At 68.8% G+C, this 16,022-nt stretch carries 8 protein-coding genes; 2 read left to right on the top strand and 6 right to left on the bottom strand.

Going from position 1 to position 16,022, the window contains the following annotated elements; translation table 11 throughout:
- Nucleotides 1-196 precede the first annotated feature (196 nt).
- The 3 genes from Mterra_RS21935 to Mterra_RS11305 form a co-directional block, all read right to left on the bottom strand.
- Nucleotides 197-697, bottom strand: a complete 501-nt coding sequence (locus Mterra_RS21935) for a hypothetical protein (RefSeq protein ID WP_147372711.1) — start codon at nt 695-697, stop codon at nt 197-199.
- The gene (locus Mterra_RS11310; protein WP_119315287.1) at nt 694-8,802 is read right to left on the bottom strand and encodes a polymorphic toxin-type HINT domain-containing protein; all 8,109 of its coding nucleotides are present in this window, start codon (nt 8,800-8,802) and stop codon (nt 694-696) included. Before Mterra_RS11310 ends, Mterra_RS21935 begins: the two co-directional genes overlap by 4 nt.
- A gap of 125 nt (nt 8,803-8,927) precedes the next feature.
- Complete coding sequence (locus Mterra_RS11305) at nt 8,928-9,626, bottom strand: hypothetical protein (RefSeq protein ID WP_147372709.1); 699 nt, start codon at nt 9,624-9,626, stop codon at nt 8,928-8,930.
- Between the two features lie 389 nt (nt 9,627-10,015).
- Here Mterra_RS11305 and hemW point away from each other — a divergent pair, with 389 nt between their 5' ends.
- Entirely contained in the window at nt 10,016-11,170 is a 1,155-nt protein-coding gene (gene hemW, locus Mterra_RS11300; RefSeq protein ID WP_119315285.1) for a radical SAM family heme chaperone HemW, read from the top strand.
- 163 nt (nt 11,171-11,333) lie between these two features.
- On the opposite strand, the gene Mterra_RS11295 is transcribed toward hemW, so the two are convergent.
- The 3 genes from Mterra_RS11295 to mfd all read right to left on the bottom strand — a co-directional run bounded on the left by Mterra_RS11295 (nt 11,334) and on the right by mfd (nt 15,502).
- On the bottom strand, nt 11,334-11,885 hold the full coding sequence (locus Mterra_RS11295) for a CHRD domain-containing protein (RefSeq protein ID WP_218022926.1): 552 nt from the start codon (nt 11,883-11,885) through the stop codon (nt 11,334-11,336).
- A 309-nt stretch (nt 11,886-12,194) separates the two neighbouring features.
- Nucleotides 12,195-12,554, bottom strand: a complete 360-nt coding sequence (locus Mterra_RS11290; protein ID WP_119315283.1) for a DUF952 domain-containing protein — start codon at nt 12,552-12,554, stop codon at nt 12,195-12,197.
- 2 nt (nt 12,555-12,556) lie between these two features.
- Nucleotides 12,557-15,502 carry a transcription-repair coupling factor gene (gene mfd / locus Mterra_RS11285; RefSeq protein WP_119315282.1) on the bottom strand — a complete coding sequence of 982 codons (2,946 nt, stop codon included), beginning with the start codon at nt 15,500-15,502 and terminating at the stop codon, nt 12,557-12,559.
- Between the two features lie 182 nt (nt 15,503-15,684).
- Between mfd and Mterra_RS11280 the strand changes: the two genes are divergently transcribed.
- On the top strand, nt 15,685-16,022 hold a 338-nt coding region (locus Mterra_RS11280; RefSeq protein ID WP_147372707.1), incomplete at its 3' end, for a TetR/AcrR family transcriptional regulator.

Below are 16,022 nucleotides of genomic sequence, written 5' to 3'. Positions count from 1 at the left end.
AAACAGGAGGAGCAGGGGGAGGAGGGAGAAGGGTTTGGGGGTCATGGGGGGTCTCTGTGGTTTAGTAAGAGGCTACGGAACACAGCCGGTGGCTTCTTCGCCACGGATGCACTGATGCTTGAGTGCGGTAGGCCGCGAGTAAGGGCGGGCGATGTATAAGTGCATCCTCTACACCCACTGGGCCACTTATCCAAATTCATGGCATTTGCAGAGTAATTTTCTCAGTGAAGTACACATCATCTTCCATCGTGACGTTAACCAACCACCTCCCATTTTTGGCAACGAAGTACTTATGGCCCGGCATATTAATGAAGTCGGGAATGAGTTTGGCGAAATCGTTGTAGGTTAGCTCCAAAGCACAATCAGCATAGTGGTCTTCAAAGAAGATTCCGTGCTCGTTGGCAATGCCAAAGTATTGACCGATTGACAAGACAAGCTCCTTTTGCTGTTCAGCGTAACCAATACCGCTTAGCGCCTGTGTCCCAGAGTACCCGGCAGGTGGGTGCAGGCTGATGTGCGGTATTTTTTCCCACGAGGTTCGCTGACCATTATTGGGGAGAGCGGCAACAGCCCTGAAGTATAGGTCAACGGCTTTGACGTGCACTCTTCCCTGAGCTAACCCTTCCAGAATTGTTGTTAACGATGCTTCGCTAAAGAGCGTGGCAGTATTACTCTTGGTGAAGGTCTCAGCATTCACGGGCATCCGAACATCCTCCGAGCGATTTTATCCACTGTGGACTGATCACCTTTAAATGTGAAGTGTGGGCCTTTCTCCTTGCCAGCAAAAACGTTGATATGTGCTCCATTTCTGCCGTCGTATTCAATACGATAGCCAATCTTGCCATCAGCTGTGCTCATGCCTATGACTTTCGTTCCCCGCTCATCAGCGGGGAAGCGATTGTACAGGAATTGCTCAGCCTTGAACCCTCTTGCCTCAAGCCACGCAATAGCGTCGCGCAATGCCTTGCTAAACTCGGCGCTTTCAACATTAGACCCATTCTGATTATGCACCAGCCACCGACCCTCACCCACGTAGAAGGTGTCGACAGTGGCGACGTCCAGGTTGTACATCCGGCGCACCTCCACCGCCGTCCGCACCTGGACAACCGTGCCCGTGGTGCCGTCGGCCTGACGTACCTTGTCCCCCGGCTTCAGGTCCCCCGCCCCTACCCAGGGCATACCCAGGTCCTCGTGGCCCTCGGGGGCCGGGCGGTGGCTGCCGTCCACGTTCTTCACCAGGTAGAAGGGGTGGCCCTTGGTGGTGGTCAGCGTCTCGGTGAGGCCGCTCTCGTCGTCCCTCAGGGTCAGGCGGGTGACCTTCTTCTCGGTCAGGCCCTGGGTGAACCGCTCCAGCACCGGCCGGTACTCGTTCTTGCCGGTGGCCTCGTCGTAGGCCAACACCTTCACGCCCGCCGTCAGGGCGGCTATCGCCACGAGCCCCTGGGCGGTCGCCACCTTGGTGTCGGCCGAGAAGGAATTGTCCTTGAGGCAGGACTTGGCGAAGTCGACGGCCTCGTCGGTATTGCGCACCCCGAACTTCCAGCCCCACTTGCCCATCTTGAGGATGGAGCGGGCCTCGCCCAGGCCGATAATGCCCAGCAGCCCCAGCCAGCGCTCGGCGCCCCTGAGCTCGCGGCCGGTCAGCAGGTCCTTGCCTAGGACGGCCTCAATCAGTCCCTTGGCGTCGCCGAGCACCGGCACCACGTCCAGGCCGCCGGAGAGGAGGCCGCCCAGGGGGTTTTCCTCGGTCGCTTTCGAGGGGTCGTGCGTGTACCGGGTGTTGTTGTAGAAGGCCGCGACGTCCCGCAGCTCATCCACCCCGATCCTCCCACGGGCGAGCCCCAGGCTCAGGGTCTGCCAGGTGCGCAGCCGCTGGGACTCGGGGAGGGAATTGTACAGCGGCGAGTTGGCGATGTCCTTGGCGTATACCCCGCAGTCCACCCCGTCGCCGTAGAGCTTGACGCACATGTCCTGCATCGCCTGGGTCGCCCTCTTCTGCTCCTCCGCGATCTTTTTGCCGAGGTCCTTGTCCTGCTCCTGCTGGTTTTTGACCGAGGCGTCGTCGTTGTCTGCGGCGCTGCCGCCTCCCGAGCCGACGGAGAGCTCGTCGAAGGGGCGGGCCTCGCCGGGCGGCCAGCCGGCGGGCGGGCTCGAGCCGATCGGCGGCACCACCGCGTCGACGGGCGCGGGCACCCCGGCGATGGGCGGCACCACCCCGCCCCCCGGCGGCGTCAGCCCCGAGCCCGCACCGGGGTTGTCCTGGGGTGCGGGCGCCCTGAGGTCCAGGGCGTCCAGCGCCTGCAGCGCCGGCGGCAGCACGCTGGTGGGCAGGCTCAACCCGAACTGCGCCGCGCTCTCGGCGCCGGCCTGGCCGCCCCTCCCGCCCAGGCCGGGCAGGGCGACGCCGGCGGGGTCGAGGCCGGTGCCGGTCCCGTCCCCGCTGTTCAGCAGGGTCAGGGTCAGGCTGGCGCTGCCGCTGAGGCTGAAGGTCTGGGGTTGCCCCTGCTGCCCCTGGCCGGGCGGGGTGAGCTGGGCGGGCGGGGCCGGGGGCCGGAGGTCGAGCAGGCTGACGTTGCCCACCGAGAGCCTGAGCTGGGAGGAGAGCGCGGCGGCGGGCAGGGCCAGGTCGGTGGGCGCCTTGGCGAAGAGCGGGGAGGCGTTGAAGGGGGTGACGGCGGTCCACTGGCTCTCCAGCGCCCCGTCGGCCAGGGAGTAGGCCTCGTCCTTGTAGGCGTTGTTGGAGTTCCAGCCGCTGCGGCACTCCCACTGCCAGCCGCAGCTGTACCAGCCGAACGGGTGCCAGTACTTGGCCATCTCGCCCCACTGCCGCCGGATCGCCTGCACGTCGCCGCCCACCACCACGTTGGTGTAGGTCTCGCGGTACATGGCGTGCTGGGCCTGGTTGTAGCCGTCCTCCTCCCAGGTCCAGCCGTTGGAGGACATGACCTGGTTGCCGAAGGGGTCGTAGCGGAAGTCGGTGTAGATGCTGGTCTTGCCCGCCGGCTTGCCGAAGAGGTAACCGTAGTCCGACTGCAGGATGTGGAACTCCGCCGCCCTGCCCTCGGCGTTGTAGCGCTTGGTGCGGCCGTGGTAGTTGTCGGGGCGGGCGCCCCGGGAGTCCGAGACGTAGAGGCGGTTGCCGCGGGAGTCGAGGGTGTAAGTGGTGGTGTAGCCGTAGCAGGAGGGGTCGTTGCAGCCGGGGGGCGTGTGGGTCACCTCGGTGGTCACCGCGTTGGCGGCGTTGTACGAGGTGGTCCTGGGGGTGTGGGACGTGGTCTCGCTGAACGGCAGGTAGCACTCGCAGTCGCGGTTCCACCGCTGGCCGGTGGTGACCGACTGGTTGACGACCTGGGTCTGGTTGCCGTAGCCGTCGTAGATGAAGGTGGTGGTGGAGGTCGTCGAGCTGTACTCCCCCCCCTGGCTGGGGTCCCCCTGGGTGGTCGTGCTCACCGCCTTGTAGGGCATCCCCGGGTAGGGGTGTGCCGGGTCGTCGTACGCGGTGACCTGGGGGGAGGGGTTGGCGTTGCCCGCGTTGAGGGCCTGGTTGGTCCACTCCTGAGTGCTGCCGTTCAGCCCGCCCACGGTGGGCTTGGTGATCCGCTTGTAGCGCAGGTAGGCCCCGTTCTTGACCTCCTGGGTCTGGGTGCCGTCGGAGCCGTAGGCCGTGGCGGTCGTGGCGCCGGCGGGGATGACCGTGTTCCCGGTGTTGTTGACCCCCCCGTTGCTGTCGTAGACGCTGACGACGCGGCCGCGGCTGTCGTAGCTGTACTGGGTGTAGTGCCCGTCGCCGGTCTGGGCCTTCCGCTTGCTGCCGTCCTTGTAGTACCAGTAGGTCACGACGTTGCTGGTGGCCTTGCCGGTGGCGCTCCAGTCCTGCGGGGCCTGGTCGGTGAAGCTGACGTTGTTGACCTGGTCGCGCTCGTTGTAGGCGGTGGTGGCGCTGCCGACGGTGGCCGCCATCAGCGCCCCGTTGGAGAAGTCGTGGTTGGGGGTGTTGTAGTAGCTGCGCACCTTGAAGCGCACGTCGCGGGTGTGGCGGGTCTCCTTGTTGGTGGGGGAGTACTGGTAGGTGTAGCGGTTCTGCTTGTCGGAGGCGTTGAGGGGGGTGCCGTCGCCGCTGGAGCTGGCCGGGGTGTCCCAGTACTCGATGAGCTTGGAGTTGGCGTCGTACTTCCAGTAGCTGTTGTAGTTGGCGGTGCCCAGCGCGTACCCGTTGGCGTCGCGCTGGGTGGCGTAGACCCGGGTGGACCCGGCAAAGACGCGCTTGACCTTGAGCCCCAGCCCGTTGTACTGGAAGGTGGCGGTGTGCTCGCGGCCGTTCCAGAGGACGGTCGAGCCGACCGAGAGGGGCTTGGCCTGGGAGGCCTCGCGCACCTTCTCCCCCCGGCGGTTGTACTCCATCACCGTGGCGTTGCCCGCCGTCACCGAGGGCATGTTGCCCAGGCTCACGCCGGCGGCCTTGCCGGCGAGGTCGCCGGCGTAGTCGTAGGTGGTCTCGGCGGTGACCTGAGCGTCCAGGCGGTAGGTCTTCAGCCTGGCGTTGGTGCCCACCCCGGCCCGGTGGGGCCGGGTCTCGCGCACCACCTTGCCCAGGGAGTTGTAGGCGTACTCGGTGTAGAGGCCCGTATCGCCGCGCGTGGGCGAGGCGTTGGTGCGCTGCTTGACCAGGTTGCCCGCGTAGTCGTACCAGTACTCGGTGAGGACGCCGCCGCCCGCGGGGAAGCCTGCGTCGGCGTCGGTCTGGTTGCCCCGGCTCTTCTTGAGCTCCCGCACCAGGTTGCCCCAGGCGTCGTGGGTGTACTCGGTCTCGAAGCCCTCGGCGTCCTTGAGGTAGGTCTGATTCCCGCGGCTGTCGTAGCTCATGTTGACGATGGAGCCGTCGGGCAGCACGTTGGTTAGCACCCGCCCGGCGTAGTCGTAGTAGTGGGTGGTGCAGGCGCCGCCCCAGGCGTCGGCGTCCATGCTGGCCACGCAGGTCTTGGTGGGGTACTTGCGGCTGCCGTACTCCAGGCGCTTGGTCAGCACGTACCCGCCGTACCCGCCGGGCCCGGGCGTGGAGGCGGAGGTGGCGGGGTCGTTGTCGGGCTCGTAGACGTAGAGCAGCAGCCCGTCCTCGGTGTAGCCGTACTGCCTGACCAGGACGCCCCGCTCGTCCCACTCCTCCCTGACGTTGCCCAGCAGGTCGTAGACCACCCGCTTGGCGTGCCCGCGAGGGGTGACGGTCTTGGTCACCCTGCCCGCCCCGTCGTAGGCGTAGCGGGTGGTGACCGAGGTGAAGCCGCTGCCCAGCGTGGCGTAGTCGGGCTCGCCGCCGGTCCAGACCTGCTGGGTCTTGCCCACCAGGTTGCCGGCGGGGTCGTAGGCCAGGGTGGTGGCGTAGCCCTCGGGGTCGGTGACGGTCACGGGGCGGTCCAGCGCGTCGTAGGCGGTGCCGGTGCAGGCCACGGCGGAAGAGCCGCAGGCCGCGAAGCTGCCGTAGAGGTTGCCGTAGACGGCGGCGGGGGTGACGTCGCCCGCCAGCAGGCGGCGCTCCTGGGTCCGGCGGCCCAGGCTGTCGTAGCTGTACTCCACGTACGGCCGCCGCCCGTCGGTGTAGCCCGGCTCGGCGCCGCCCGCGTCGGCGGAGGGGTTGGTGCGCAGGGGCGGGTCGAGCTGCTTGATGAGGTTGCCCAGCGAGTCGTAGACGAAGTAGGTCGTGCGCTCCGCCCCGCCTGCGTTCATGGTCAGGGCGTTGTTCTCCACGCGGACCGGCCGGTCGAAGGGGTCGTAGGCGGTGCCGACGGTGAAGGCGGTCATCCCGGCCTGGTTGGTGCCCCCCTGGTTGACGGCGTGCAGCACGGAGGTCACCCGGCCCAGGGCGTCCACCGTCTTGTACTGGCAGTGGGTGGAGTCGATGCGCGCGCCAGCCGCGCCGCTGCACTCGAAGTCGGGGGTGCCGCTGCGCGAGTAGGTGTACACCTGCCACCCGCCGTCGGGCAGCACCTCCTCGACCGCCCGGTCCAGGGTGTCGTAGCGGGTGGTGTAGGTGAAGCCGTCCACGGTCTTGTAGATGGCCCGCCCGTAGTCGTCGTAGGCCAGCGAGGTGGTTTCGTGCGCGTTGTTAACCCCCCCGGCGCTACCCGCGCCCTTAACCACCTGCCACAGGCGGCCGACATCCCTGCCCCCGACGAGGTATCGGTAGTCGGTGACGTTCTGCGGGCTTCCCTCCCAACTGCTGTCTGTCTCGCCGGTGGCGTAGTAGTACCACATGCGCCGCGCGGCCGCGGCGGTGTTGTTGCCGTCGGGCGAGGTGACCAGGGTCTCCCACACCTGCTGGCCGAAGCCGTTGTAGGAGCGGAACGCCCAGCGGTAGTGGCGCACCTCGCTGGCGCCGCTGTAGTCGGCGGTGTGCTGCCCGGGGAGCAGCTCGTGGTTGACGTTGCCCAGGGCGTCGTAGAAGTAGCGGCTGACCCGGCCCTCGTGGTGCTTCTCGTACACCAGGTCGCCGTACTGCCGCACCGCAGGGCCCAGCGCCCCGTAGTCGCCGCTGGCGTTGGGCAGGTAGGGCTGCCAGGTGCCCCCGGTGTGGTAGGTGTAGGTGGTGGTCTGGTCGGGCTGGCCGTTCGCCTTCCGGCGGGACTCGGTCAGGCGCCCGTAGGCGTCGTAGCTGCTGACCGTCGAGCGCTTCCACTGCCAGCCGACGCCGGGCTCGTTGACGTGGGTGGCGCTGTTAACGCTGGCCACCGACCGGAAGGTCTGCCCGCCTACGGTAACGGTGGGGTGGTAGGTGTAATCGTGGTACACGTGCACCTCGCCGTAGTTGTACCCCTCGCCTACGTACGCGGGCGTGATGTCGTAGGCGAGGCGGTTGTCGCTGGTGTAGCCGTAGAACTTGTGCCGTACCCGGTTGGTGCCGAGCCACTCCTCGCGGAGGGTGAGGTTGCCCAGCATGTCGTACCCGTAGGTGGTCTTCTTCCCGGCGGGGTCGGTGACGGAGGCGGTCGCCCCGAAGCCGTAGTAGCTGTAGGTCCACTCCAGGACCTTCTCGCGCGGGCTGTGCCCGAACCAGCCGGAGGCCCCGGCGGCCCAGGGGTTGTAGTCCCACACCCGCCGCTTGACCAGCTGCCCCTGGGCGTCGAAGTGGTAGTTGGTCTCCTTGCGCTCGCTGCCGCTGCCCTGCATCACCGTGACGACGCGCTCGCCCTGGTTGACGGGCTCCAGGCGCACCTCGGCCAGGAAGGCGTTGCGGTCGGTGTAGGGGCTGCACTCGCAGGCGTCGTTGGTGAGCTCGAAGCCGAGGGTGTGCCCGGCGGCCAGGGAGTAGGTGCCCAGGTCGTACTCGCGGTACACCGGCTCGCCGACGGTGCGGGCGGACTGCTGCGCGCCGTTATGCCTGAAGGCCAGGGTCGGCCAGGCGCCGTAGGCCTTCTCCCCCCGGGCCACCAGGACCACCTTGTACTGCCCCGGGGTCACCGAGGCCGGCACGGTGAAGGTGCCGGTGTCGGAGGTGCACCACAGCGGCACCACCCCCAGCTCCTTCGGCAGCCCCCAGGCCCACCAGAAGGGGCCCTCGTTGCAGGCCTTGGCCTGGCTGCCCTCGAGGGTGATCGGGACGGCGCTGGAGTAGTAGTAGCTGGTGTCGGGCTCGGTGCGGGTGCCCTCCCAGGCGTACCCCTCGACCTGGCGCACCAGGGTGAGCCGGTCGTGGGCGTCGTAGCCGAACAGGGTGGACTTGACCTTGTCGCCGAGCACCGGGCGGTTGATCGAGCTCAGCAGCACCCGCCCGTTGGGACGGACCTCGTAGCTGAACGTGTACGTGCGGCTCAGGAGGTTGGCCGGGGCGTTGCCCAGGCCGTCGTAGGCGTCGTAGGTTACGCTCTTGAGCAGCCGCTGGCCGCCCGCCGACACGTAGGTGAAGCGGGCCCGGCGGGTCCAGGAGTTGGGGTCGTTGGCGGGGTCGCGCAGCAGGTAGTGGATGGCGCTGAGCTCGTTGCCGTTCCAGAGGTAGTCGGTGGTGCGGCCCCACTCGTCACGGACGCGGGAGATGCGCCCGTGGGTGGTGTCGGCGTAGGAGAAGTCGGTGGCCCTGGCGGGATCGCCCTCCGAAGCCCCGCCCTGCGCGCTGCGGTACTGCTGGTAGGGGTCCTGGACGTAGTCGAGGTAGGGGCCGTCGGCGTGGAAGGTGTGGCGGTTGCCGGCCATGTCGTAGTAGTGCGCCCAGGCCAGCCCCCCGCTGAAGACCAGCACCAGGAACTCCACCTTCGGCTGCGTGCCCACCCGGTCGTCGGCCCGGTAGATGGCCACGTTGGACAGGCCCTGGTAGCGCCTGACCCAGGAGGGGGCCACGCTGAGGGGCAGGGCGTTCCAGTCCAGGCTGGCGCGGGTGAAGGTGATCCCACCCCCGTCCCCCAGGGCCATGAACCACTGGGCGGGGGCCTCGGCCAGGGTCATGCCGCGGCGAAACTGCTCCAGCCGCAGGCGGGGCTTGAGGGTCCAGCCCGCCTCCGCCACCGTGCCCACCAGCTCGTCCCCGCCGCCGGCCAGGTTGGCCCGGGCCAAGTCGCCCAGGTCCACGTAGACGCTGCCGCTGGCCAGGTTGACGGCGTCGGCCACCTCGCCGAAGCCGGGGGCGTCGAAGGCCAGCACGTCCAGCGGCAGCCGGGAGACCCCGGAGCCGGGGCGGGCGAAGAGCTGGGGGGCGGCCAGGGCCAGGGTGCCGGGGCCGTAGGTGGACAGCACGAACAGCACCAGGGTGAACAGGGCCAGGCGCCGGCGGGTGGACTCACGCCACAGCCACGCGCGGGCAGGGGGGTTGTGGGTCATACAGTCGCCTCGAGACGGATGGGACGAAAGGGGCTCCAGATATCGGTTTATCGGTTCGGTCGGGAGGCCAGATTTACGGACGCTCCTGCCGGTCGGTCGGTGACGGGGACAGGGGTGGGGCGGCGCTAGCGCTGCAGGGGATAGAGCTGGAAGGCGCCCTCCGGCTTGGGCTCCGCCCGCACCTGCACCGCGGCACCCGCGGCCTGGGGGGCCCGGAACACCACGTAGTTCCAGCCCGCGCTCAGCCGGAGGTCCAGGTTGACCGGGCCCTTGCCGGCCTCCCCGCACTTCCCGCTGCCCTTGAGGCTCACCGCCTGGTCCACCCACAGCAGCAGGGTGGTGGAGCCGGTGCCGGAGTTGGGGCTGTTGCCCGGTTGGTAGCCGCGCAGGGCCAGGAAGCCCCAGGGCCTGGCCTCCCCGCTCACGTAGACCAGGGGGTGGGCCAGCAGGGCCTTCACCCCGCCGGGGCTCACCGTAGGCAGGAAGTCGCAGCCCTCCAGCAGTTGCAGCGCGGCCTCGGGGGTGGTGTAGGCCTTGGCGCTCACGCTCCCTGGCAAGGCCAGGGTGAACCTGCCGTCGGCGGCCACGGCGCCTTTGGCCAGCACCTCGCTGGGGGCCAGGGGGTTGCCCAGCGCCAGGCGCACCTCGCCCGCCCTGCCCTCCGGCCAGCCGGGCGGCGGCCAGGGGGTGAGCTGGGCGCTGAGGCCGGGCGGGGTCTGGGAAAAGCCCAGCCCCAGGCCCAGCAGGAGCGGGACGAGAAGCCGGGAGAGGGCTCGACGGGGATGCTCAAAGGCACGCGCGGACGGTTTTATAACGGCTCCCACCTCAGCAGGCTCGGCTGCTTCAATCGGACCCGTTCTACCACATGTTTTTCAGGTTTGGCTAATTCTCTCTCATGAGCAGGGCCGAGTATTAAGAAGTTGCTCCAGCAAACTTCGATCGGTATATCAAAAATTTAACGATTAATAGCTGTAAATCCCAATTTTGATTCTACTCCGGCTTACCTACCCGTTCGCTCATTATTTTCTCATAGTTGGGCCCAGGTTTGTTGTGGGAACGGGCTCGAGCTCCAGAAGCGTTTCAATCCGGTCGTGGCGAGCAGCGTGGAACCGCCTGGGTAGGGACACCTTGGATCCCGGGCGTGCCCTTAGGCTCGTCTCGTCTGTAGTAGGGCTTCACCCTGAAGGGTAGGAGCCTCTAGTAAAGTTGGCCTGTGCGAAGCCTCTACGTCCACGTCCCTTTCTGCCCCACCCTCTGCCCCTACTGTGATTTTCACGTGGTGCGGCGGCACGGCGGGGTCGTGGAGGCCTACCTCGAGCGCCTCGCCGAAGAAGCCGCCGCGCTGCACGCGCGCTTCCCCGGCCCGCTGGACACGCTCTACTTCGGGGGCGGGACGCCGAGTTTCCTGCGCGGCCACGAGCTCGAGCGCCTCTTTGCCGCGCTCCCCTGGCGGCTTGAGCCCGGCGCGGAGGTGACGATGGAGGCCAACCCCGGCACCCTCAACGCCGAGCGGCTGGCGCTGCTGCGGAGCCTGGGGGTGAACCGGCTCTCCCTGGGGGTGCAGAGCTTCCAGGACGGCGTGCTGGAGAGCCTAGGGCGAGCGCACGGGCGGAAGGGGGCGCTCCGGGCCGTGGAGATGAGCCTCGAGGCAGGCTTCCGCACCTCGGTGGACCTGATCCTGGGGCTCCCCGGCCAGGACTTCACCGCCGACCTGCGCGAGGCCGCCGCGCTGGGGGTGGGGCACGTCTCGGCTTATACGCTCCAGGTCGAGCCCGGAACCCCCTTCGCGGCGCGGGGCGTGCGGCTGGACGAGGACCTCGAGGCCGCCGCCTACGAGGCCGCCGAGGCGGTGCTGGGGGAGGCGGGGCTGTCGCGCTACGAGGTCTCCAACTTCGCGCGGCCCGGCGAGGAGAGCCGCCACAACCGGGCCTACTGGCGCAACGAATTCTGGGGCGCGCTGGGGCCGGCGGCGGCGGGGCACTACCCCAAAGGGGTCGAGGGCCACGCGGTCTACTCGGTCAGGGCCACCAACCCCCCGCTCCCGCGCTGGCTGGCGGGCGAACCCCCGGCCGTCGAGACGGTCGGCCCGCTCGAGCACGCCCGCGAGTCGCTGATGCTGGGGCTGCGGCTGCGCGAAGGGGTGGACGTGGGGGCGCTCGAGGGGCGCAGCGGGCTCGAGCTGTGGGGCCGCCTGGAAAAGGTGGCGCGGGGCCTGGAGGAGCGCGGGTTGATCTGGAGGTGCCGGACGCGCTTGGGGGCAACCCGCGCGGGGCTGCCCCTGCTGCACCGGGTAATCCTCGAGCTGTGGGAAGCTCTCAGCGCGCTTCCCACGAATGCCCCACACGGCCCACCAGGTCGTGTGGGGTAAAACGCCGATCCCGGTGGAGGGCCGTAGGCCCCGGCGATGCCGGTACTCAGGCGGTGTTCGGGGGAAACGCGATCATGTGGATCGCTTGCGAAAGCACCCGCCAGTCACCTTGAACCGCCCTGCCTGACGCAGCTACCGGCTACCGACGACTTCCGCGGGAGGTCTAGTGCGTCGGCCTGACCTGGCCCCTGACCTCGCCGCCGGGAATGTCGCCGGGGCCGGTGTTGGGCGGGGCCACGCCGTCGTTGGTGTGGACGTTGACGTAGGCGTTGCCGGCTTCCATCGCGGCGATGAGGTCGCTGAGCGGGTGGCCTGCCAGCGGCCCGACCAGATTCGCGGCGGTGATGGTGCCCTCGGCCAGGACGCCGTCGCTCCGCCCCCCACCCGGCGCCGCCGGGCCGTACAGGAAAGCCACCACGGGGCCGTTCGCCCCCGCCGGAGCAAGGTGGATGTGTGATGCCACCACGTTTTCGATGTTAGCCACGATCAGCTTGTAGTGCAGCTCGCTGCCGTCGGCGCTGAGGCCGAAGAGCGCGTTGCCCCTGGCACGGCTGTCGTTGGCAGGCACCTCTTCCCTGCCGGAAAGCTGCGCCACGAAGTCGTTACCCACCCCCTGTACCGCGAAAACGCCCCCTGCCGCCGGGCCCATCCGGGCACACCCCGCCAGTGCGAACGCCCCCACCACAGCCAATGCCCACCAATGCACCGCTTTCATACCGACCCCCTTTCAAGCCTTACGACCACCCCGGAGGTTCCGACAAAAGGTCTGGAACTAATTACACGGCTATATACGCAGATCGCAGAGCAACGGATGCAGCCGGCTCAGCCCCAGGTTCCCGCCCGCAAATCAGGCCCTTTTCGAGGTAACGCAACCAGCAACAAGCAGGGAGGGAAAAGGGCCGGCCCCCATACCCGCCCTACGTCTTGCGTCTTGCGTACGACGTACGACGTACGACGTACAACCCGCATTGGGCGTTGAGCGCTCGGCATTTTGCCTTCGGCCATCGGCGTCCCTTAGCGGAAACTACTTAGGCACGCCCTCCGGCAGGTGAAAGCGCCCGTCGGGGCCGGGGTCAAAGGGCAGCACAGCGCTGACGGCCTCGAGGTTGACGGGGCCGTAGACGTGGGGGAAGTAGCCGTAGGAGTAGTCTTCGGGGCCCTCGTAAAACAGCGGCGAGGTGAGCCTGGCAGGGTCGATGCACAAGAGCACCAGGCCGCGGTGGCCGCTGAAGAAGGCCTCGGCCACCGCCAGGATCTGGCTGGGGGTCGAGCAGTGGATGAAACCCTCGCGCTCCAGGCTCTGCGCCCGGTACTCCCGCTGCCCTAAAGCGCGCTCCCACTCGCGGCGGGTGGTGATGTGGAAGATGGTGCGGGTGAGCTTCATGGCTAGTCCACCAGGTAGAGCAACTCGCTCACGACCCGCGCGTACTCCTCGGGCTTGAGCCCCTTCTTAAGGATGCGGAAGCCCGGCGGGTGCTGGATGAGCTCGGGGCGCGGGGTGAGCTCGCGCAGGGCCTTGGCGTCGTAGTCGAGCGGCCAGTGGTCGAAGACGACCATCAAGTAGGTGAGGTCTTCGGTGATGGAGGCCACGCGCTTGCTCTCGGCCAGCAGGCGCAGGCGGGTGAGGGCCAGGAAGTTCTCGACCTCGGCGGGCGGCTCGCCGTAGCGCTCGCGCAGTTCCTTGCCGATGCGGGCGACCGCGGCCAGGCTCTTGCTCTCGGCCAGGCGGCCGTAGTAGCGGCTGCGGGCCTCGGCGCTGGGGACGTACTCGGGGGTGAGGCGGGCCGAGACCTGCAGGTCGAGGGTGACGTGGCGCTCGGGCTCCTTGACCTCGCCCTTGAGCTTGGCGATGGCCTCGGCCAAAAGCTCGGTGTAGACCTCGATGGAGACGGCGCGGATGTGCCCGTGCTGCTCGGGGCCCAGGATGTTGCCCACGCCCCGGATCTCCATGTCCTTCTCGGCCAGCAGGTGGCCCGAGCCCAGGTCGGAGAGGTCGGCGATGGCCGAGAGGCGGCGTTCGGCGGCCTCGGTGAGGCGCGGGGGGTGGAAGAGGTAGGCGTAGGCCTCCTTGTCGCGCCGCCCCACCCGGCCCCGGAGCTGGTAGAGCGCGGCCAGGCCCAGCCGGTCGGCCCGCTCGATGACGATGGTGTTGGCCTCGGGGATGTCCAGGCCGCTTTCGATGATGGTGGTGGCCAGCAGCACGTCGAAGGCGCCCTCGGCGAAGGCCAGCATCACCTCCTCGATCTGGCCCTCGGGCATCTGGCCGTGCACCACCCCGATGCGGACCTCGGGGACCAGGGCCTCGAGGTAGCGCCGCCGCGCCTCGATGGTGGCGACCCGGTCGTGGACGTAGAAGACCTTGCCCTCGCGCTCGAGCTCGTTCATGAGCGCCTCGCGCACCAGGCCGGGGTCGTAGGGGGCCAGGTAGGTCTGGATGGGCTTGCGGCCCGGCGGCGGGGTCTGGATGCTCGACATGTCGCGCAGGCCCACCAGGGCGCTGTAGAGCGTGCGGGGGATGGGCGTGGCCGAGAGGTAGAGGGTGTCCACGGCCTCGCGCAGCTCGCGGATGCGCTCCTTCTGGCCCACCCCGAAGCGGTGCTCCTCGTCCACGATCAAAAGGCCCAGGTCCTTGAAGCGCAGGTCGGGCGAGAGCAGGGCGTGGGTGCCCACCACGATGTCGGTCTTGCCCTCGGCCAGGCTCTTCTTGAGGGCGCTGGCCTCGGCGTCGGAGGTGAAGCGCGAGAGGACGGCCACCCGCACCGGCAGCCCGGCCAGGCGGTGCTTGAAGGTCTGGTAGTGCTGCTCGGCCAGCAGGGTGGTGGGCACCAGCATCGCCACCTGGGCGCCGTGGGCCACCACCCTCCAGGCCGCCCGCAGCGCCACCTCGGTCTTGCCGAAGCCCACGTCGCCGGAGATCAGGCGGTCCATGGGGTGGGGGCGCTCGAGGTCGCGCAGGGTCTCCTCGAGGGCCTTCTCCTGGTCGGGGGTGAGGGTGTGGGGGAAATTCTGCTCGACGAGGGGGTCGAGCTCGGGGTTGGGCGCGAAGGCCCGGCCGGGCGTGGCGGCCCGCTTGGCGTGGAGCACGATCAGGCGGGCGGCCAGCTCCTCGGCGTCCTTCTGGGCCTTCTCCCGCGCCCGCTTCCACTCGCCCTTGCCCAGGCTGGAGAGCCGGGGCGGGTCGTCGGTGGTGCCGGGGTGGCGCTTGAGGAGGGGCAATTGCTCGACCGGCAGGTAGAGCTTGCCCTCCCCGGCGTACTGCAGGATCAGGTAGTCGCGCTTGGCCCCCAGCACCTCGCGGGGCTCCAGCCCCAAGAACTGCCCGATGCCGTGCTCGGGGTGGATCAGGTAGTCGCCCGGCTCAAGCGCCCCCACGTCCTGCACGTCCCCGCCCACCACCTTCTTGATGCGGGCCCCGCCCGCGCCGAAGGCGTAGAGGTGGGGCTCGGTGAGGTAGACCGTGCGGCGGTCGGGGTCGAGGAAAGCGCCCTCGTAGGGGCCGGGGACGAAGGTGAGGAGGCCGGGGTGGGCCTCGAGCTGCGCCGCGCTGCGCACGCTGACCCCCTCGAGCTTGCGCCTGAGGTAGTCGCGGCTCTTGGGGTGGCGGTAGAAGAACACCGCCGCGTAGCCGGCCTCCAGCCAGCCCTGGAGGTCGGCCTGGAGCTGGCTCACCCGCGCGCGGTAGGGCGGCAGGCTGGGCCAGTCCATCGGCATCACGCCCAGCTCGGGGCCGCCCAGCCCGAAGGCGATGCGGTCGCGGCCCTCGAGGAGCTTCCACAGCCCGGCGGGGGCCAGCGCGGGGGTGTCGAGGAAGACGGGGCCGGGGAAGTGCTCGATCTTGCGGCCGGTCCAGGTCTCGGCCTTGCCGGGCTTGGCGGCGAGCACCCAGCGGGTCTGGGGCTTGCCCCCCACGCGCAGGGCCTCGAGCTCGTCCCCGAAGAACTCCAGCCGGAGGTCTTCGAGCTCGAGGATATCGCCTTGCACCTTGAAGTCCTCCTCGCGCAGGTAGCCCATGCGGTAGAGCCGGTCGAGCAGCCCGGAGCGCAGGTAGCGCTGCCCCACCTCCAGCACCAGCCGCCAGGCCGAGGGGTCTTCGGGGAAGGCCTCCATGGCCTCGTCGTAGCTGAAGACGAAGAGGGCCCTCTCGCCGTGGGCCTCGAGGCCGGGGTTGAGGTAGACGGTGCGGCCGAAGGGGCCCAGGGTGTACAGCGGCACCCGCTCGGGCGGGGCCAGCAGCACGGCGGGGGCCTCGGCCTGGGCGAATAGGAGGGCGCGGGCTACTTGGGGCAGCCCGGGGAGGTAATGGTTGTAGGGCAGGCTGATGGTCTGAGGCATGGCGGCAACCCGCCCAGTCTACCGCAAGCCCACCAGGACGGTGAATCCTGGCTCACGGAAGGCGGGCGGGCTCGAGGACGTCGCCCCTCGTGGGCCGGCAGCGCCCGCACCCGCCCGGCGAACGCTCCGGGATAGGCGGCGCGGTTTTGTACTCCGTGAAGGATTAGCCGGATAATGCCCTCGTGGCTGGCTCGAGCCCCTCCCCCCGCCCCGACCGGCGCGTCCACCGCACCCGCCGGGCGCTGGGCCAAGCCCTGGTCGAGCTCACGCTGCACAAGGGCTACGAGGCGGTGAGCATCCGCGACCTGACCGAGCGGGCCGACGTCGGCTACGCCACCTTCTTCCGCCACTACCCCGACAAGGACGCGCTGCTGCAAAGCCTGCTCGAGGAGACCCTGGCCGAGTTGCTCGGGCTGGTCCTGCCGGTCGCTCATGACCCCGCCCACGCCGCCACGCGGCTGTTCGAGCACGTGCAGAGCCGCCCCGACCTCTACCGGGTGCTGCTGAGCCTGCCCCCCTC

It is taken from the genome of Calidithermus terrae, from assembly GCF_003574345.1.
Taxonomy (GTDB): domain Bacteria; phylum Deinococcota; class Deinococci; order Deinococcales; family Thermaceae; genus Calidithermus; species Calidithermus chliarophilus.
Note: the sequence above shows the minus strand (reverse complement) of the source record. Positions and strands in the feature narration are given on the sequence as shown.